We start from the raw sequence: 19699 nt of genomic DNA, 5'->3' as shown, positions 1-19699 counted from the left end.
GATTCCGGCGATGGCGGTCATCGGCGCGTCACGACCCGGCCTTCGCTTTCTTCGCTGCGGAAGGCTTCTTTGCCGCGGTCTTCCTGGCCGGGGCCTTCTTGCGCCCCTTCTTCTTTGCCGGCCCCTTGGCCGCGCGCGCATCGATCAGCTCGATCGCCTGGGCTTCGGTCACGTCTTCGGGTTTCACGTCCTTCGGGATCGTGGCATTGGTCGTGCCGTCGGTGACGTAGGGCCCGTAACGGCCGGGCATGACCCTGATCTCTCCGCCGGAGGTGGGGTGGGTCCCAAGCGTCTTGATCGGCTCCGCCTTGGCGCGGCCCCGGCCCCCTTTCTGCGCTGCCTCGGCCAGCAGCGTCACCGCAGCGTTCATCCCGGTATCGAAGACGTCGCGCGTTGATGACAGCTTGGCATACTTGCCGTCGTGGCGAAGATAGGGGCCGTAGCGGCCGATATTGGCTTCGATCTCATTGCCGGTTTCCGGATGCTTGCCGACGATGCGCGGCAGTTCGAGCAGCTTGATCGCCCATTCGAGGTCGAAATCCGGCAAGTCCTTGGGAATGCTGGCCCGTTTCGCGTCCTTGCCCTCGCCCATCTGGACATAGGGTCCGAAGCGGCCGGTCTTGCGGTGGATATCCTCGCCGGTCTCGGGGTGCTTGCCCATCACCCCGTCCTCGGCCGCCGCCTCGCCGTCGGCGCCCGGTTGGGCAAAGCGGCGAGTATATTTGCACTCCGGGTAATTGGCGCAGGCGACGAACGCGCCATAGCGACCCCCGCGCAGCGCCAGACGCCCGCCTTCGCGCCCTTCCTGCTCGCATAGCGGGCAGGTCCGCGGATCCTTGCCGTCGTCGCGCGGCGGGAAGAGGAAATCGGAGAGGAACTCGTCGAGCGCTTGGGTAACTTCCGACGGCTTGCGCTCCATCACTTCTTCGGTCTTGGGTTTGAAGTCGCGCCAGAACTGGCTCAGCAGGACCTTCCATTCCTCCCTTCCGCCCGAAACCTCGTCCAGCTCGTCTTCCATCCCGGCGGTGAAGTCGTATGCGACGTAGCGATCGAAGAACCGCTCGAGAAATGCAGTCAGGAGCCGGCCCGATTCCTCGGCGAAGAACCGGTTTTTCTCCATCCTGACGTAGTTGCGATCGCGCAGGGTCTGGATCGTGGACGCGTATGTCGAGGGGCGCCCGATGCCCAGCTCCTCCAGCCGCTTGACGAGCGAGGCTTCGGAGAAGCGCGGCGGAGGCTGGGTGAAGTGCTGATTGGCTTCGACGCCCTTCTTCACCGGGCTGTCACCCTTGTTCATCACCGGCAGCAGGCCGTCGTCGTCATCGTTGTCGCGATCGTCAAAGCCTTCCTGATAGACCGCGAAGAACCCGGGGAATTTCACCACCTGCCCGGTTGCGCGCAACTCGTTGCGCCCGCTGCCGTCGCGCAGCGTGACCGTGGTGCGCTCCAGTCGAGCGGGCGCCATCTGGCTCGCCATCGCCCGCTTGAAGATCAGCCCGTACAGCTTCCCCTCGTCGCCCGATCCCGCCCGGTCGCGGCTGAAATCGGTCGGCCGGATCGCCTCGTGCGCCTCCTGGGCATTCTTGGCCTTGGTGCTGTAATGGCGCGGCTTTTCGGGCAGGTAGTGCCCGTCGTAGCGGTCGGCGATGGCCTTGCGGCAGGCGCTGATCGCGCTGCCGTCCATCTGCACGCCGTCGGTCCGCATGTAGGTGATGGCACCGGCTTCGTAGAGCGACTGCGCGAGCCGCATCGTGTGGCTGGCGGAAAAGCCGAGCTTGCGCGCGGCCTCTTGCTGCAGGGTAGAGGTGGTGAACGGCGGCGCCGGATTGCGAGTGAGCGGCCGCGTCTCGATCTCTTCGACCGTGAAGCGGCCCTGTTCCACCGCCGCCTTCGCCGCCAGCGCGCTGCCCTCGTCGCCCAGCGTCAGCTTGTCGAGCTTGGCGCCGTCGTACTTGACCAGCCTGGCATCGAACTCCGTCCCGTCCTGTTCGAGCTTTGCAACGACCGACCAGTATTCCTGGGCACGAAAAGCCTCGATCTCGCGTTCACGATCGACGATCAGACGCAGCGCAACCGACTGGACGCGTCCGGCACTCTTGGCCCCGGGGAGGCGGCGCCAGAGCACCGGGGACAGCGTGAAGCCGTAGAGGTAATCGAGCGCGCGCCGGGCCAGGTAGGCATCGATCAGGTCGCTGTCCAGCTCGCGCGGGCGGCCCATTGCTTCGGTCACGGCCGGTTTGGTAATGGCGTTGAAAGTCACGCGGTCGACTTTGGCCGGCAATGCCTTGCGCTTGGCCAGCAGTTCGCGGACATGCCAGGAAATCGCCTCCCCCTCGCGGTCGGGGTCGGTTGCGAGCACGAGGCGGTCGGCCTTCTTCGCCGCGTCGGCGATTTCCTTGAACCGGCTCTGTTTGTCGCGATAGAGTTCCCAGTCCATCGCGAAGTCTTCGTCCGGGCGGACGCTGCCATCCTTCGGCGGCAGATCGCGGACGTGGCCGTACGAAGCGAGAACCTTGAAGTCCTTGCCGAGATATTTCTCGATGGTTTTCGCCTTGGCGGGCGATTCGACGATGACAAGTTGCATGAAAGTAACGGCAGTCCCTTACGTGTGTACGTGCGCGAGGGTGGCGAGATGCGACAGCATTCGTCAATCCATCAAATCGGCAACAGGTCGCCCGATCGCGACATTCAGGCGAAAACCTGCTCAATCCGTTCCTCGCCGTCATCGACGTGCAGGAACACCGCTACGCCGAATACCAGGAAGGCTGCCGTCCCGGCCGTTTCGATCAGGCTGCCCGCCACCGCTGCCAACCAGAAATCGCCGGCCAGCATTTCGGACATGCCTCCAACGACGAGGGCCAGAAAACCGATCGCGCAGATGAGAACCAGGCCCGCAAGGAATATCGACCACCCTGCCCCCTTCGTGGTGTCCCAGCTCAATCTCATCGCCTCGAATACGCCTGTTCCCCTGGCGATAAGATAGGCCGGTGCCGCACTCCAGCGAACGGCAAGGATCAGGCCGGGCACGATCAGCAGCAGGAGACCGAACATCATTCCCAGCGTGGTCAGGATCGTGAGGCCGACATAGGCCCAGATGCGCGTTCCCGTTGCAAACAGGCTATCGCGAAGTTCCAGAAGCCGCTCGATCACCAGATAGCCGCCGACGAATTGCACCACCGTCGCCACGATTGCGGCAGCAGCTCCCCACGCCGTGGTACGATCACCGAGGGCGAAGCCAAAGCCCCAGATCCTCTCGGGATCGACGGCGCCTCCGATCTGGCTCGTTGCGGTCAGCCCTGCCACAACGACCACGAACGCCGCCAGGAACGCGATCCCGTCCCCGATCAACGAGACCGTTTCCTCGAGCAGCCCGCCAATGCCGACCTTTCCCTTCACCAAATCTTCCTTCCGATAACTATCCCGCCAGGCTCACCCGCCCGGCAGCATGTCGCTGCAACTGCCCGGCGATTTCCAGCTCGAGCAAGGCCAGATGCACCGCAGCGGGCGGCTCGCCCGATTGCCGGATCACTTCGTCCACTGCGACAGGCACTGTGGACAGCAGGTCGCCGATATCCGCCGGCTGTGCTTCCGCCAGTTCCTCCGCTTCGAACGCGAACACCGGCGATTCCTCGCACACGGCCGAGCGCGTGCTGCCGTCGAAACCTTTAAGCAGTTCCATCACTTCGTCGGGCGACTGGACCAGCACGGCACCGTCGCGGATCAGCTGATTGCATCCCCGCGAACGGGCGTCGAGCGGGCTGCCGGGAACGGCCATGACCTCGCGCCCCGCCTCCCCCGCCAGGCGCGCCGTGATCAGCGAACCCGATTTCGGCGCGGCCTCGACCACCAGGGTGCCGAGCGCCAGGCCGGCGATTATGCGATTGCGGCTGGGGAAATGGCTTCCTCTCGGTTCGGTTCCAGGAGGCTGTTCGGCGAACAGCAGGCCGTCTTCCGCGATCGCTTCCTGAAGCTCGGCGTGCTGGGGTGGATAGGCGATGTCGATCCCGCTGGCGATCACTCCGATCGTCGCCGGCAGCGCCCCCCTGTGTGCGGCACCGTCGATCCCGCGAGCAAGCCCCGAAACGATCGCGAAGCCTTCCCCGGCCAGCGCGGCGGCAAAGTCGCGAGCCAGCCCGGACGAGGCGGCCGAGGCGTTGCGCGCGCCGACGATCGCGACACAGGGCCGCTCCGCAATCGAGAGGTCGCCGCGGAATGTCATGATCGGCGGCGCGCCTTCGATCCGGGCAAGCAAGGGCGGATAACCCGGCTGGTCGTGGAAGAGGTATCGCGCGCCGGCATTGCGAACGGCCTCGACCTCGCGCGCGATCGCCTTTTCGGGGGCGGCGCGGTAGGTCTGGCTGCGCTGCCCGCCGATTTCGGGCAAGGCCGCCAGAGCCGCCTCCGCATTGCCGAAACGCGCCAGCAACTGGGCGTAGGAAACCGGGCCGATATGAGGTGAACGGAGCAGCCTGATCCGGGCGAACGCCTCCGACTGCGAGAGCGCGCTCACTTGCCGGAGCCGACTTTCGGTTCCGAGCCTGCGGCAAGCCGCCGGATATTCTCGCGATGGAGCCAGAGGACAAGCACCGCGATCAGGGCCAGAGCAGGCAGGTAGGCTATGTATCCCAATACCGCCGCGACGATCGCGGCCCCGCAGACCGCGGACATCCCCGCCAGCGAACTGATCCGGGTCACAGCCAAAACCCCGAGCCAGACGGCCCCATATGCGAGCCCGATCGGCCATGCGAGTCCGAAGCTGACCCCCGCATTCGTCGCCACCCCTTTCCCGCCGCGAAAGCCGAGCCAGACCGGAAAACAATGCCCGAGGACCGCAAACACGGCCGCCACAGGAACCGGTCCCAATGCCGCCGCCGGCATGTCCGCGGGTGCGGCGAAGAGCCTGGCGGCGAGCACCACCGGAACCAGGCCTTTGGCAAGGTCGAGCAGCAATGTCGCCGCGGCCAGCCCCTTGTTGCCCGCGCGCAGGACATTCGTCGCGCCGATATTGCCGCTGCCGATCTTGCGGACATCGCCGAGGCCGGCGATCCGCGTCAGGAGCAAGCCGAAGGGAATCGAACCGCACGCATAGCCCAGCAGGGCGGCGAGCAGGATATCGACTGTCAAACCCGTTTCCACGCCATTTCCCCCATCGCTTCGCCGCGTGCTTGTCGAAGCCCCATACTTCCAATAGGCGCAAGCCCAAAGCAATAGCGATTGTCCTGGCCGAGGCGCCACGAACGGAGCGATTTTGGACGTTTCTCCACACTCTCCCATCCTGCTGTTCGATTCCGGCGTGGGCGGCCTCAGCGTTCTCAAGGAAACGCGCCGTGCCCTGCCCGATGCGCCGGTCATCTATGCTGCCGATCTGGCCGGCTTGCCCTATGGCACGAAGAGCGAAGCGGAGGTTGCCGCGCGGGTTTGTGGGCTGCTCGGGCGCATGGCCGAACGCTGGCAACCGCGGCTGATCTGCATCGCCTGCAACACCGCCAGCACGATCGCGCTGGGCATGGTGCGCGAAGTGCTGGAAATACCCGTCGTCGGCACTGTCCCCGCAATCAAGCCGGCGGCGGCGCTGACGCGAAGCGGAGTGATCGGCCTCCTCGGCACCGAAGCGACGATCCGCCAGGCCTATGTCGACAACCTGGAAGCGGAATTCGCCGCCGGAAAGATCCTGCTGCGCCATGCGGCACCCGAACTGGTCGATGCCGCCGAGGCAAAGCTGCGCGGAGCGCGGATCGATCCCACGGCGATCGCTTCGGCCACCGCCGGCCTGCGCAGCCAGGCAGAAGGCGCGCGGATCGATACGGTAGTGTTGGCCTGCACGCATTTTCCTCTGCTGCACGAGGAGCTGCAAGCGGCATTCGGCCCGGATACCGTCCTCGTCGACGGGGCCGAAGGCATCGCGCGGCGGATCGCCCATCTCGTCGCCGGCAGTGCGCCTGTGCGCAGCCAGCCCGATCGCGCTGTGACCACGGGGCCTCTCGATTCGTTGCACCGGCTGGCGCCGGCTTTCCGCGCGCTCGGGATCGAACGGCTGGAACGGTTCTAACTGCGAATCGCTCGCAAAGATCGCGGTGGAAATGCCTGCCGTTGCGGCCTAAATGCCCCCGGAACTGGCCGCTGTCGCAGCGACGAAGACCGAGCGAGCAATGAACTACGACCAGATCTTCGACCAGGCGATCGATCGCCTGCATTCCGAAGGCCGCTATCGCGTCTTCATCGATATTCTGCGCAACAAGGGCGCCTATCCCAACGCACGCTGCTTCGCCGGGCACAATGGACCGAAGCCGATCACCGTCTGGTGTTCGAACGACTACCTGGCCATGGGACAGCATCCCAAAGTGGTCGAGGCGATGGAAACCGCGCTGCACGATGTCGGCGCGGGTAGCGGCGGCACCCGCAATATCGGCGGCAATACGCATTTTCATATCGAGCTGGAGCGCGAGCTGGCCGACCTTCACGGCAAGGAAGGGGCTTTGCTCTTCACCAGCGGCTACGTCTCCAACGACGCGACGCTCTCCACGCTCGCCAAGCTCCTGCCGGGTTGCGTGATCTTCTCCGACGAGCTGAACCATGCGAGCATGATCGCCGGGATCCGCAACTCGGGTTGCGAGAAGCGTGTTTTCCGCCACAACGATATCGAGCATCTCGAAGAATTGCTGGCGGCGGAAGATCTCGAAACGCCCAAGGTCGTCGCGTTCGAGAGCGTCTATTCGATGGACGGCGACGTCGCGCCGATCCACGCGATCTGCGACCTTGCCGAAAAGTACAACGCCCTGACCTATATCGACGAAGTTCACGCGGTCGGCATGTACGGCAAGCGGGGCGGCGGCATTTCGGAGCGCGACGAGGCAGCGCAGCGGATCGATATCATCGAAGGCACGCTGGGCAAGGCGTTCGGCGTGATGGGCGGTTACATCGCGGCCGACACCAAAGTCATCGACTGCATCCGTTCCTACGCCCCCGGGTTCATCTTTACGACTTCGCTCAGCCCCGTCCTGGTTGCCGGCGTGCTGGCCGCCGTCCGCCACCTGAAGGATTCGAGCGAGGAGCGCGAGGCGCAGCAGGCCAATGCGGCCATGCTCAAGGCCAAGTTCTCGGCCGCCGGGCTTCCCGTCATGCCCAGCGAGACGCATATCGTGCCGCTGATGGTGGGCGACCCGGTGCGGGCGAAGAAGATCAGCGATATCCTGCTGGCCGAATATGGCGCATACGTGCAGCCGATCAATTTTCCGACCGTGCCGCGCGGGACGGAGCGTCTGCGCTTCACCCCCGGCCCTGCCCATACCGAAGCGATGATGGACGAACTGACCGGCGCTCTGGTCGAGATCTGGGATCGTCTGGAACTGGAGCTGGCTCGCGCCGCCTGATCGCGCCGGTGCCTCTGCCGGCCAGGCCTCGTGCTCGCGCCGGACACCGCTTTATCGACACAGGCCCGTGTAGCGGCCGGATTGGTCGAAGTGAAAATGATCGGCATGGGCGGCATTGTATTCGGGCGAAAGAACCGTTGCGAACAGCGGGCAGGCGCCATCGCGAACGTCGCGCAGGAAGCGCGCCTCGTCGCCCTCGCCCGACCAGTCGTCCAGCACGGCGATTCTCCTCCCGTCGGTCAGGACGAACGCGCCGATGTCGATGGCGTTGCCGGTCGCGTGCTCGCTCCAGCGTCCTTCCGCGCGGCCATAGAGCCTCCGGCAGCTGTAAGCCCCCAGGTGCTCGACGCGGTCGACTTCGGCGCCGAAATGGCTTCGCGCCGCCGGCTGCACGACATCGCGCAACCATAGTTCGAGGCCGACTCCGACCGGGCAAGTGGTCGGCGGAACCCGCGGCGCAAGGGGGAGACTGCCGATCAGGGTGCGGTCGGGCCGGTGACAGGCCCCCTCCCCGCGCGCGTCGAGCGCGCGGAAAGCCACCCCGCTCCGCTCGAGAACCGCCCTGCATTCGCCGATGTCCTCTCGCAGCGAGCGAAGCTTGGCTTGGGTGGCCCACCCCTGCGGATCGTTCAGATCGAGCGGAGCCCAGGGATTATGGTGCGGATGATCGGCCAGCCACCCGCGCGCCGCCAGCACGAGGCCGGCCAGGATCAGCAGCGCCAGAACACGAAGGTCGCCGCGCAAGCGCCCGATATGGCGCGCGATGGCCGACCGCCGATCAGGCAAGGGCCCATCCGAGGTGCCGCAACCCGCACCGGTCTGCCCGGAACCCGGCGTCGTCCACCGCGCCCGGTGTTCCCGGTCCTTCGATCGCGTCGAACCTGTCTCGCGTCCTCATTTCCGCTCTGCTCGCTTCCGAGGCTGCACGTCACCCCTTCGATCTGCCCTGCTGTCGAGAGCGAGCAGATCGATATCGCGTTCCCGGGAGAACAGCCTGCCGAAGCCGGCGGTCAGACGAGAAGCTGAGGGAACAGGCCGAAGAGCAGGATCAGGGCGACGGCGATGGGGCACAGCCATGCCACGAGAAAGCGCCACAGGACGAACAGGCCGCCGCTCAGGCCGCTTTGGGCCTCCACCAGGCGCCTGTCTGCCTTCCAGCCGACGAAAATCGACAGCAGAAGTCCGGCGAGCGGCAGCATCAGCTTGCCGGTAAAGCCGTCGATCGTGTCGAGAATGTCGGTCTCCGCGAAAATATTCCAGAAGCCCAGCGGCCGCACGTCGGCCCACACGTTGTACCCGAGTGCGCAGGCGATCCCGATCACGAAGGCGCCGAGGCCGAGAATGACCGCAGCGACCGGGCGGCGCAGGCCGAAACGGTCGATCGCCCAGGCCGTCGGGCCTTCCAGCAGCGAAATCGAGCTGGTCAGCGCGGCAAAGAAGATGAGAACGAAGAACAACAGCCCGATGAGGGAGCCGCCGGGCATCGTCTGGAAGGCAACCGGCAACGACTGAAAGATGAGCGCCGGCCCAGCCGAAGGATCGAGACCGACCGCGAAGACGATAGGGAAGATCATCAGTCCGGCGATCATTGCCACGGCAGTGTCCGCAAGACTGATAGTGGCGGCCGTCGGGCCGAGGTTCACATCGCGCGCGACATAGGCGCCGTAGGTAACCAGCGCTCCCGATGCCAGGCTGAGCGAGAAGAACGCCTGCCCAAGCGCTTCGTTCATCACCGGCGCCGTCAGTTTGGAGAAATCCGGGGTGAACATGAAAGTCAGCGCCCGGGCGAAGTCGCCGGTGAACGCACCATAAACAGTGATTCCCAGAAGCAGGAAGAAGAAGGCCGGCATCAACCATGTGGCTGCCTTCTCGATGCCGTCGTGCACCCCGCTGGCGACAATGGCGATCGTCGCGGCCATGAACAGGGCGTGGACCAGGATAAGCCGGCCCGGGCTGGCGAAAAGGTCGCCCATCATTCCGCTGACCGCTTCCTGCCCGATGCCGGAGAAGGCGCCGCGCAGCGCCTCGCCCGCGAAGAGATTGCCCAAGAAGTCGCCGCCCGACAGCCAGATGTAATAGAGCACCCAGCCCGCGACGACCGAATAGAACGACAGAATCAGAAAGCCGGCGAGGATCTCGATCCCGCCGAAGATGCTCCAGCGCCGCGAAACGCGCGATTCGTCGGCAACGCGCCTGACCGAACCGATCGCGTCGGACTGCCCGGCGCGACCCACCACGAACTCGGAAAGCATCAACGGCAATCCGATCAGCAGCACGCACACGAGATAGACCAGCACGAAGGCGCCGCCGCCGTTTTCGCCCGCAAGTGTCGGAAACCGCCAGATATTGCCAAGCCCGACGGCGGCCCCGACCGCTGCCAGAATGAACGCCGTGCGCGAGGACCAGCCCTGCTCACCCACTTGCGCACCCGCGGTTGCAACCATCCGAAAATCCTCTTCCCTTTGGACGACTTGACCCCTGTTGCAAGTTTTGCCGCAAAGGCCAAGGGGATGGTTGGCGCTTGCCCCCAACGCCGCTAAACCCTGCACATGTCTACCACCTTCCAGCTCGACACGGCTACCAGCCGCGCAACCCCCACGCCCCAGCCGATGCGGCGGTTGACGGTCCCCAAGATTCGGGAGCGCAAGAAGGACGGCGTTACCGAACAACCGCTGGTGATGCTGACTGCCTATACCGCCCGACAGGCGCAGTTGCTGGACGAGCATTGCGACCTTCTGCTGGTCGGCGACTCGCTGGCGCAGGTCATCTACGGCCTGCCTTCGACGATTCCCGTCACGCTGGACATGATGGCGAACCATGGGGCCGCGGTGGTCCGCGGGAGCTACCATTCGGTCGTGATCGTGGATATGCCGTTCGGCAGCTACGAGAGCTCGCCGCAGCAGGCGTTCGAAAGCGCTTCGCACCTGCTCAAGGTCAGCGGGGCGGCGGGCGTCAAGCTGGAAGGGGGCGCCGCTATGGCCGAGACGGTCGCGTTCCTGACGCAGCGCGGCATCCCCGTGATGGGACACGTCGGGCTGACGCCGCAGGCGGTCAACGTGCTTGGCGGATATGCCGCCCGCGGCCGCAGCGATGCCGAAGCCGAAAAGATCGTCGGAGATGCGAAAGCGCTGGACGAGGCGGGCGCTTTCGCGATCGTGGTGGAGGGGGTGGTCGAGCCGATCGCGATCGAAGTCACGCAGGCTGTCGCCTGCCCCACCATCGGGATCGGCGCGTCGGCGCAGTGCGACGGCCAGGTCCTGGTGAGCGAGGACATGCTGGGCATGTTCGAACGCGTGCCCCGTTTCGTCAAACGATACGAGGAAATGGCGGAAATCATCTCGCGCGCCGCGGCGACGTATGCCGCCGAAGTTCGCGAGCGCGCCTTTCCCGACGAGGCGCAGACCTACCAACCGAAATAGCATCGGGGAACTTGCGTCCCGGCGTCGGATTTCCTAGCCCGCGCGCACATCAATCGGATCGTCGGCACCGACCGAGCCGTCCAGTTCACGGGATCGCCGCATGGCCACGCTGCTTCGCTTCTACAAGTTCTCGTTCGTCTTCACGCTGATTTGTCTCGGACTGGGGGTCTGGTACGGTTGGGCCAGCACCGGCAACGTTGGCGCCACGGCATCGCTGCTGTGGATCATCGTCGTGCTTTCGGTGCTCGAGGTGTCGCTCAGCTTCGACAACGCCGTGGTCAATGCCTCGGTGCTGAAGGAAATGGACGAAGTCTGGCAACGCCGCTTCCTGACCTGGGGCATCGCCTTCGCCGTTTTCGGCATGCGTGTGGTCTTTCCGCTGGCGATCGTGGCGATCGCGGCCGGCCTCGGCCCCGTCGAAACGCTGAACCTCTCGCTCAACGATCCTGAGCGCTACGAGGAGATCGTCAGTTCTGCCCATGTCGGCATTGCCGGCTTCGGCGGTGCCTTTCTTGCCATGGTCGGGCTCAAGTTCTTTTTCGACCTGGACAAGGACGTGCACTGGATCCGCATCGTCGAATTGCAGCTCGCGCGCTTCGCCGCGCTTCCTGCGGCGGAAATCGCTCTGCTGCTGCTCGTCATGTGGGGTATCTCCACCATGCTTCCGCCTGCCGATGCACTGACATTCCTCGTCGCCGGAATACTGGGCCTGGTCACATTCATCGCGGTCGAAGGGGTCAACACGATCCTGGAGATGCGGGCGGAAGCCGCGCGCCTCCAGGGCGCCGTGATCCGCAGCGGTCTGGGCGGGTTCCTCTACCTCAACGTGCTCGACGCATCGTTCAGTTTCGACGGGGTGATCGGCGCCTTTGCCCTGTCGAACAATATGATCGTCATTGCCCTCGGGCTTTCCATCGGTGCGATGTTCGTGCGTTCGATGACCATTCACCTCGTCAAGCAGGGGACTCTGGCGCACTATCGCTTCCTCGAACACGGTGCCTTCTGGGCGATCATCGTTCTGGGCATGATCATGCTGTTCTCGGCAGTCGCGCATATTCCCGAGACGATCACCGGCCTGATCGGGGCGATCCTGATCGGGCTGTCATTCTGGTGGTCGGTGCGCCACAACCGGAGCCAGGCGCTCAGCGCTCCGGGCCCGGATAACGCGCCAGTCGGGTAGCCAGCGGCGCCGAGACGATCAGCTGGAGCAGATGATAGGCGAGCAGCGGCACCAGGATCAGGCCCGCACGTTCCGCCCCGAACAGGATCAGCGCAATCGGCGCTCCGCTGACCACGCTCTTGTGCGCGCCCGCGAACATGAAAGAGATTCGCATCGGCCGGTCGAGCCTGAGAAGCCGGGCCAGATGCCACCCTCCGCCGAAGGCGAATGCCAGCATCGCCGCCAGAAAGACCGAAACGACAGCCCACTGAGCAATCGACAAGGTCTGCCAGATGCCCTGCTCGACGGCGGCGGAAAACGCCACGTAGACCGCGATGGCAATCGCCAGCCGGTCCATCCAGGTTACCACCGACGCATGTCTGGCGACAAAGGCCCGCCCCACGCCCTGCAGGGCCTGTCCGAGGACGAACGGCAGCACCAGCAATGCGAGGATCTTGCCGAGAGCGCCGACACCCACCTCCGCCGCCGCGAACCCGCCGAGCAACGCGAACAGAGGCGCGGTGAGGAATACGCCGAGAATGTTGAGCAGCGCGGCGGCAACGACCGACGCCGCCACATTGCCGCCCGCCAACGACGAATAGGCCGTTGCCGACTGCACCGTCGACGCAAGAGTGCCCAGGAAGAGAAAGCCGATCGCGATCTCCTCGGGCAGCCGGGCGTCGGCCAGGTGCGAAAGGGCCATCCCCGCCGCGGCCATTGCCCCGAAGCACCAGGCGGCAAGGGGAAGCAGAAAGCGGCCATGCCCGAGACCGCGCAGAACGTCGGCCCGCGAAAGCCGCAATCCGTTGAGGAAGAAGAGCAGGAAGATCGCGAGGTTGGAAATACCCTGAGCGATCTCCCGGCCCACACCGGTTGCCGGCAGGACCGTGGCCAGCGCGATCGTCACCGCCAGGAGCCGGACCATAGGGTCCACGCGCGAGAGGATCGATCCGGCCATGCCCTGCGCCATGCCGCCTCGCCCGGCGCTTGTCGAGCACGAGGCGTGCGGCGTTCCCAAAGCTCCGGGAATGCGCGGGTAGAAGTTCAGAGATCCGACTGAACGGTTTCCGCCGCCACACGCTTCCCCGCGGCTCGCAAGGCCTGGAAAAGCGCTCGTCCGGCCGCCGGATTCCTCCGCTGGAGGCGATAGGCCTGCATGGCAAGTTGCTCGGCCTCCTCCCGCGCGCCGGTGCGAAGGGCGGCTTCCACAGCGAGGGCAAGAAGGCCGGGGTCGCGCGATCCGCCAAGGATCAGCGCACGGTCGAGCAAAGCCTCGCCCCGCGCCGTGCGACCGGCGTCGAAAGCCATCTCCGCCGCCATTGCAAGCGCCTCCCGGTTGGCCGGTTCGCTGGCCAGCTGGCTAGCGATCAGCCATTCCGCCTCGGTCCGGTTTCCGATGGTGGACAGGGCAGCCAGCATGCGGCGCGTCAGCGGCCACGGCCGGCGAATCTCCGCAGCGGAACGATATCGTTCGAGCGCCCTTTGTGGCTGGCCGGCGGCCAGATAGGCGTCCCCCGCCAGGCCCAGGGCATCGGCCGATCCCCTGGCCCGATTGCGAAAAGCTTCCGCACCCGCGATCGCCGCATCCAGGCGACCGGCAGCGATCGATGCGCGCACCAGCGCCCGTGCTTCGCTGCCGGTGGCGGCGCCCCGCGTCTCCGCCAGGTCCAGCGGGATCGCGGATCGCAGTGGCGCCATTCCGGTTCCGCTTTTCCGCGCCGCCCGTTCCAGGAATGGCGCTGCCATCTCCCGTTCCCCCAGTGCCTCGTAAGCTCTGCCGACCATCTGGACGAGATATCGGTCGGCGCTTGCGGCACGGGCCTCTTCGCCGAAACGATAGACCAGCTCGCGATCGTTCCCCGCCAGATGAAGCGCACGCACGAGTAGTTGGCGGAGACGGCGATTATCGGGTTGCGCGCGCAGGAGGCGATCGAATGTCTGGGCCGCGCTGGCGTGATTGCCCGCTTCCAGATCCGCAACCGCGGCCATCAATGCTCCCGCCGCACTCGTCCGCCGCGGATCGCCCCTTCGCCCGAGAATATCGTGCGCCAGTCCGAACTCTCCTGCGCGCGCCGCGAGCACGGCCTGGAACAGGGGAGCCCGCGGATCGCGCGGTGCAGCCGCGGCAAGCTTGCGCACGACAGCCAGCATCTCGCGCGCTCGCCCCAGTTCCCCAAGCGTGGCCGCATAGTCGGCCAGCACGTCAGCATCGTCCGGGGCGATCGCCAGCGCCGCCTCGAACCAGGGCAAGGCCGCCTCCATGCCGTGGGCATCGCGCACCAGTTGCCCTCTGAACGCCAGCGCGGCGGCATTCTGCGGGCCCAGCTCGACCGCCCGCTCGCTTGCGTCGACGGCCTGAACCTGCTCGCCGCCGAGATAGCGGAGGCGCCCGATATCGACCCACAGCTCGGGATCGTCGGGCGCGCTTTGCAGGGCGCGATCGAACGCTGCGCCGGCAGCGGCAAGGTTCCCCTCGGCCATCTCCAGCCGGCCCAACATGCGAAAACCGTGGCCCCGGGTTTCGGCCGAGAAGTCGCCCAAATCCAGCCATGTGCGGGCGGAGCGCATGTCGCCCTGCAACAGCTCCGCCTCCCCCAAATAGGCTGCCAGTTCCTCCCGCGGCGTGCCTTCCGCGAGGAGGCGGCGCAGGGCGATCTCGCCGCCCAGCCCGTCGCCCCGGTCCAGCAGAGCGCGCGCGGCGATCAAGGGCGGCTGTCGCGGTTCGGCTTCCGCGCAGGCGACAACCGCGATGGCAAGCAGCAGGATGGCGATCTTGCGTGCCATCGGTTCAGTTTTGCAGATCGTGGTGCTTGAGAAGATCGTAGAGCGTCGGCCGGCTGATCCCGAGCAGCTTGGCGGCGTGCGAAATATTCCCGTCGCTTCGCGCCAGCGCATGGCGGATAACCCGCCGGTCGGAGCGTTCACGGGCGCTCTTGAGGTTGAGCGATCGTTCGCCCTCTTCCAGCGCATCTTCCAGATCGAGATCGGCCGCACCGATCAGCTTGCTGTCGGCCATGATCACGGCGCGCTTCACGCGGTTTTCCAGTTCGCGCACATTGCCGGGCCAGTGCCAACTGTCGATCGCCGCGATCGCATCGGGTGCGAACCCTCTGATCGAGGGGTTCATTTCGGCCGCGAATCGCTTGACGAACGCTCGCGCCAGCAGTGCCGCGTCCCCCGTGCGTTCGGCCAATGCGGGGATTTTCACCACGATCTCGGCCAGGCGATAGAACAGATCCTCTCGAAAGCGGCCTTCGCCGATCATCGCTTCAAGGTCCTGGTGCGTGGCGCATACGATCCGCGTGTCGACATCGATGGTCTTGCGGCCGCCGATCCGTTCGATCTGGCGTTCCTGCAGGAACCGCAGCAGCTTGACCTGCAAGGCCAGCGGAATGTCGCCTACCTCGTCGAGAAAGAGCGTCCCGCCATGGGCCTGCTCGATCTTGCCTTCGGTGGCCTTGACCGCTCCGGTAAAGGCCCCTTTCTCGTGACCGAACAGCTCCGCTTCCAGCAGGGTTTCCGGTATCGCGGCACAATTGATCGCGACGAACCGCCCCTCCGCCCGGTCGCTCGCTTCGTGCAGGCCGCGCGCCAGAAGCTCCTTGCCCGTGCCGCTCGCTCCAAGCAGCATGACCGAAACGCCGGTGTTTGCCACGCGCTCGATCGTTCGGGCGACCTTGAGCATTTCGGGCGCTGCGGTGATCAATCCGCCGAGCACCGTCTTGTCTTCCCCCGCACGGAGCGAAAGACGCGCGTTCTCGCGCTCGATCTGCCACAATTTATAGGCGCGCCGTACGATCAGGCCGAGTTCGTCGATATCCACCGGCTTGCCGTAAAAGTCGTAGGCACCGCGCGCGATCGCGGCGAGGGCGCTTTCGCGCGCGCCGTGCCCCGAAGCGACGATCACTTTGGTATCGGGCTTCAGCTCCATGATCGCATCGAGCAGCGCGAACCCCTCGCTGACCCCGTCCGGGTCCGGCGGAAGGCCGAGATCGAGCGTCACGACCGCCGGCTCTTCCGCACGCAGTGCGGCGATCGCCGATTCGCGATCGCCGGCGCATACGATATCGAAATCGTCGTAAGCCCATTTCAGTTGCGCTTGCAGGCCCTGATCGTCTTCTACGATCAGCAGCCGGGGTCTGTCCTTCGGCATCACTTTCCTTTCGCGCCGCCTGTGGCGCCTTCGTTTGCCAGTCGAACCAGCTCCGCCGCGGCGAATATCGGCAGGCTGATCGAAAAACGGGTGCCGATGCCGGGCCGCGAATCGACATCGATCCGGCCGCCCATCGCCCGTACGAGTTCGCGCGCCTCGAATGCGCCGATGCCGAAGCCGGCCGATTTCGACGATACGAAGGGCTTGAACAAACCGTCGCGAACGAACTCCGGCGCCATGCCCTCGCCCGAATCCACCACGTCGATCCGGGCCCGCACGCCGTCGGTCGAGAAGTCGAGATAGACCGGCGTTCCCGGATCGCTCGCCTCGATCGCGTTCTGCACCAGGTGAGCGAGCGCCTGTTCGAGCGCTTCGTCGTTCGCAAGAACCGCGATTCCCGACGTGCCGAGCGCGACCAGAGCCCCGGGATCACCCAACCCAGCCGCGATCCGCCGAGCGATGTCGTCCAGCGCCACCCGGCCCAGTTGCATGCTGTCGCCGGCCCGGTAGCGGCCGAGCCGCGCGATCAGCGCGTTGAGCTTCTCCGCGCTGTTTCGCAGCGTCACAAGCATATCGGCGCGGAAGGCGGGGTTTTCCCCATGATACTCCGCGTTGCGGGCCAATAGCGAAAGCTGGCTCGCGAGGTTCTTCACATCGTGCATCACGAAGGCGATACGGCGGCTGAATTCGTCGAACTGGCGCGCCTCCAGCAAGGCCTCGTGCTTGGCCCGCTCGGCCAGATAGCTTGCCAGCTGGCGCCCGATAATGCGCAGCAGATCGAAGTCTTCCCAATCGAGCTTTCGCGGAAATGCGGGACGCGAGAGCACGATCACCGCCTGCAACCGTTCGAAATGCAGCAGCGGAACGATTGCCCAGGCCGCCGGCTCCTTCGCGATCCATTCGGGTACGGCATACTGGTCGGCTCCGTCCGCCGCCTGATCGATGTCGACGATGCGGTCGGACGCTTCGATCGCTGTCGCAAGCGCGGCGGGAATGGGCTGTGGCGGCACTTCGATATCGGGCCAGTTCCACCGGCCGGCGAGAACGAAAGCCCCGTCCTCGTCCGGCGCGAACAGCAGGCCCGAAGGGCTCTCCACCACCTCGGCCATCGCGCGAATGGCGCGGTCGGAGAGATCCTCGGTCTCTCTCCCCGCCCCATCTTTCTGCCCGATCGTGCGGGTGAAGCGAAGCCATTCGGCGCGATAGTCGTAGCGATGCTCGAAAAGGTGTTTGATTACGGTGACGCGCCACCATCCGCGCAGCTTGCGCGACGGCAGCCAGTGAAGCGCCAGCACCGCCGCGGCGAACAGCAGGCCGACTTGCGTCAATCGTGCCAGACCATCGCCCAAGAGGCTCAGCGACTGAGCGACGATCGCCATCGCCAGCAGGTAGGCGCCGATCACCGCGAGCGAGAGAGTTCGGAAGGCGACCGTGCGCGATGGACTGAACCGACGGCCCTCCACTTGCGCGCTGCCGCCGAAAACCAGCAGCGCGCCGACCAGCCCGGCGACCAGGCCCTGGAACGCGATCAGCCCGTCCGTGGCCCCGCCCAGATAGGCGATCGTGAACAGGTTGAGGCGATAGGCCCAGAACGCGGCCAGCGCCCCGGCCGGCCAGCGCAGGACCGGGCGCAACGCCGGCGCTGCCCCGACGTAGAGGTTGTGGGCGAGGACGAGGGCACCCACGGCGACCAGAATATGCAGCAAGGCCGAAATCTCGAACGCGGGCGAACCGCGATCGGGGGCGGCGCCGGGCCCGACGAAGGTCGCGGCCGCCGCCACCGCCAGCTGCAAGAGGATCACCAGTATCAGCGCGGCGACGACCGGACGGACCGGTTGCATGAGCTGATGGCGCCCGTCGGCCGCGAACAGGCGATAGAGCACGAAGATCCAGGCGATATCGCGGCCTGCCGCCGACAGCACGGTGAGCAGATTTTCGGGCCCCAGCGCTGCAACGGCAAGGCACCAGGCAGCCGTGGCCGCGAGGGTGCCGAGCGTCCATCCGCGATGCGGTATCGACACCCGCGGGTGTCGCACCAGCCAGAAACCGGCGATCGTACAGGCCAGCGCCCCCGCCAGATGGAAGAAGAAGCCGGCAAACTGCCAGCCGGGCGAAGCGAGCGCGATCATCGCGCGCCCTCGTGCCAGAGCACCACGCGCAAGGTTTGCAGCAGGATCAGCAGATCGAGGAAAGGGGTATAGTTCTTCGCGTAGTAGAGATCGTATTCCAGCTTGTGCCGCGAATCCTCGATCGAGGCGCCATAGGGATAGTTGATCTGGGCCCAGCCGGTGATGCCCGGCTTAACCATGTGCCGTTCGGCGTAATAGGGGAGCTGCTCTTCGAGATCGGCGACGAATTTCGGCACCTCGGGTCGCGGCCCGACGAAGCTCATCCGTCCGGTCAGCACGGTCCAGACCTGGGGCAACTCGTCGATCCGGGTCTTGCGAATGAAACGGCCGATCCGCGTGATCCGGCTGTCGTTGCGCTCCGCCCACCTGGCCCCGTCCTTCTCCGCATCGATCCGCATCGATCGCAGTTTGACGAGATCGAAATGCTGGCCGTAGAGGCCGATGCGCGTCTGGCGGAAGAATGCCGGCCCCTTGCTGTCGAGTTTGACCAGGATCGCGAACAGAACGATCACCGGGAAAGTCAGCAGCAACAGCAGGCCGCTCGCCGCAATGTCGAACACGCGCTTGAACGCGCTCGACAACATCCGGCCGGAGGAAAATCCGTCGGAGAATATCAGCCAGCTCGGGTTGAGGGTATCGAGATCGACGCGACCGGTTTCCCGCTCCAGAAAGCTGGAGAAATCGTTGACGTGCACGCCCATTGTCTTGACCCGCAGAAGATCCTTCAGGGGCAAGGCATTGCGTCGCTCTTCCAGCGCCAGCACTACCTCGCTCACCCCCAGGTTTTCCACGAAACGGCCCAGGTCGTGAATTGCCGCGCGCGAGATCGCCTCTTCGACTTCGCGCTCGCCGTCGGCCATCGCGATGTAGGACACGATTGCAAAGCCGGCTTCGGGCCGTTCGCCGAGTTCGCGCAGGCGCTGTGCGCGCGCGCCGGCGCCGAGAACCATGATCCGGCGGCGAAATGCGGAAGCGCCGAGAAGCGACCCGAGCAAGAGTCGATTCAGCAGCAGAAACAGCGCCGAAAGCACCATCGCGAACAGCAGGGTCGATCGCCAGAAGGTCAGCCCCGGCAAGAGGAAATCGAGCAGCGAAAGCCCGATGATCGAGAGGCTGATCGCCACGAGCAGGCGCGCGCAGGCATAGCGCATGGAACGCAGCGCATCGTTGCCGTAGACCCCGACGGAAATCATCGCGACCCAGACCGTGATCGCAAAACCGGCGAGCGGCGCGACCCGATCGCTCAGCGGCCCGGTGTCGATCCCGGCCTGCGACGCGCGCAGGATCCAGCCCAGCTCGCCCGCTGCCAGCAGCAGCAGCAGGTCGACCAGGCCCAGCAGCAAGACCGCATGGGGAATATAGTGCTTGAACAGGCGGATCATCTCTGTCCGGTCCGGGAGTTGCTTCGACCATGGCCGGACTAGGCAAGAGAGATGAAATGTCGGTAAATTTTACATCGACGGCGAAAC

15 protein-coding genes are annotated in these 19699 nt (G+C 65.6%); 4 read left to right on the top strand and 11 right to left on the bottom strand.

What is annotated here, in order from left to right:
- Positions 1-28: 28 nt before the first annotated feature.
- The 4 genes from topA to plsY all read right to left on the bottom strand — a co-directional run bounded on the left by topA (position 29) and on the right by plsY (position 5124).
- A complete protein-coding gene (gene topA, locus V5F89_RS12850) occupies positions 29-2584 on the bottom strand; it encodes a type I DNA topoisomerase (protein ID WP_338446027.1) in 2556 nt (851 codons plus the stop codon).
- A 104-nt stretch (positions 2585-2688) separates the two neighbouring features.
- Positions 2689-3396, bottom strand: a complete 708-nt coding sequence (locus tag V5F89_RS12845) for a glycerophosphoryl diester phosphodiesterase membrane domain-containing protein (RefSeq protein WP_338446026.1) — start codon at positions 3394-3396, stop codon at positions 2689-2691.
- Positions 3397-3415: 19 nt separating this feature from the next.
- Positions 3416-4510: a DNA-processing protein DprA gene (dprA, locus tag V5F89_RS12840; RefSeq protein WP_338446025.1), complete on the bottom strand. Its 1095-nt coding sequence runs from the start codon at positions 4508-4510 to the stop codon at positions 3416-3418.
- Complete coding sequence (gene plsY, locus V5F89_RS12835; protein ID WP_338446024.1) at positions 4507-5124, bottom strand: glycerol-3-phosphate 1-O-acyltransferase PlsY; 618 nt, start codon at positions 5122-5124, stop codon at positions 4507-4509. The genes dprA and plsY overlap by 4 nt, the downstream gene beginning before the upstream one ends.
- A gap of 124 nt (positions 5125-5248) precedes the next feature.
- On the opposite strand from plsY, the gene murI reads away from it, so the two are divergent.
- Positions 5249-6049, top strand: a complete 801-nt coding sequence (murI, locus tag V5F89_RS12830) for a glutamate racemase (protein WP_338446023.1) — start codon at positions 5249-5251, stop codon at positions 6047-6049.
- A gap of 100 nt (positions 6050-6149) precedes the next feature.
- Entirely contained in the window at positions 6150-7370 is a 1221-nt protein-coding gene (gene hemA / locus V5F89_RS12825; RefSeq protein WP_338446022.1) for a 5-aminolevulinate synthase, read from the top strand.
- A 51-nt stretch (positions 7371-7421) separates the two neighbouring features.
- Here hemA and V5F89_RS12820 read toward each other — a convergent pair whose 3' ends face one another.
- Together V5F89_RS12820 and V5F89_RS12815 are read right to left on the bottom strand one after the other, a co-directional pair.
- On the bottom strand, positions 7422-8156 hold the full coding sequence (locus tag V5F89_RS12820) for an extensin family protein (protein WP_338446021.1): 735 nt from the start codon (positions 8154-8156) through the stop codon (positions 7422-7424).
- 224 nt (positions 8157-8380) lie between these two features.
- On the bottom strand, positions 8381-9814 hold the full coding sequence (locus tag V5F89_RS12815) for a sodium-dependent transporter (protein WP_338446020.1): 1434 nt from the start codon (positions 9812-9814) through the stop codon (positions 8381-8383).
- 105 nt (positions 9815-9919) lie between these two features.
- On the opposite strand from V5F89_RS12815, the gene panB reads away from it, so the two are divergent.
- The gene (panB, locus tag V5F89_RS12810; protein ID WP_338446019.1) at positions 9920-10789 is read left to right on the top strand and encodes a 3-methyl-2-oxobutanoate hydroxymethyltransferase; all 870 of its coding nucleotides are present in this window, start codon (positions 9920-9922) and stop codon (positions 10787-10789) included.
- Positions 10790-10889: 100 nt separating this feature from the next.
- Entirely contained in the window at positions 10890-11969 is a 1080-nt protein-coding gene (locus V5F89_RS12805) for a DUF475 domain-containing protein (protein WP_338446018.1), read from the top strand.
- Here the strand turns inward: V5F89_RS12805 and V5F89_RS12800 are convergent.
- From V5F89_RS12800 to V5F89_RS12780, 5 genes are all read right to left on the bottom strand, one after another.
- The gene (locus V5F89_RS12800; RefSeq protein ID WP_338446017.1) at positions 11932-12855 is read right to left on the bottom strand and encodes a bile acid:sodium symporter family protein; all 924 of its coding nucleotides are present in this window, start codon (positions 12853-12855) and stop codon (positions 11932-11934) included. The genes V5F89_RS12805 and V5F89_RS12800 overlap by 38 nt on opposite strands.
- A 137-nt stretch (positions 12856-12992) precedes the next feature.
- On the bottom strand, positions 12993-14732 hold the full coding sequence (locus V5F89_RS12795; RefSeq protein WP_338446016.1) for a tetratricopeptide repeat protein: 1740 nt from the start codon (positions 14730-14732) through the stop codon (positions 12993-12995).
- Positions 14733-14736: 4 nt separating this feature from the next.
- On the bottom strand, positions 14737-16101 hold the full coding sequence (prsR, locus tag V5F89_RS12790) for a PEP-CTERM-box response regulator transcription factor (RefSeq protein ID WP_338446015.1): 1365 nt from the start codon (positions 16099-16101) through the stop codon (positions 14737-14739).
- Positions 16101-18230, bottom strand: coding sequence for an XrtA/PEP-CTERM system histidine kinase PrsK (prsK, locus tag V5F89_RS12785; RefSeq protein ID WP_338446014.1), 2130 nt, complete (start codon positions 18228-18230; stop codon positions 16101-16103). The genes prsR and prsK overlap by 1 nt, the downstream gene beginning before the upstream one ends.
- Positions 18227-19612 (bottom strand): TIGR03013 family XrtA/PEP-CTERM system glycosyltransferase, encoded by a 1386-nt coding sequence (locus V5F89_RS12780; protein WP_338446013.1) that lies wholly within the window; start codon positions 19610-19612, stop codon positions 18227-18229. Before V5F89_RS12780 ends, prsK begins: the two co-directional genes overlap by 4 nt.
- Between the last annotated feature and the right edge of the window lie 87 nt (positions 19613-19699).

Source organism: Pelagerythrobacter marensis (genome assembly GCF_036700095.1).
Lineage (GTDB): Bacteria > Pseudomonadota > Alphaproteobacteria > Sphingomonadales > Sphingomonadaceae > Pelagerythrobacter > Pelagerythrobacter marensis_A.
Note: the sequence above shows the minus strand (reverse complement) of the source record. Positions and strands in the feature narration are given on the sequence as shown.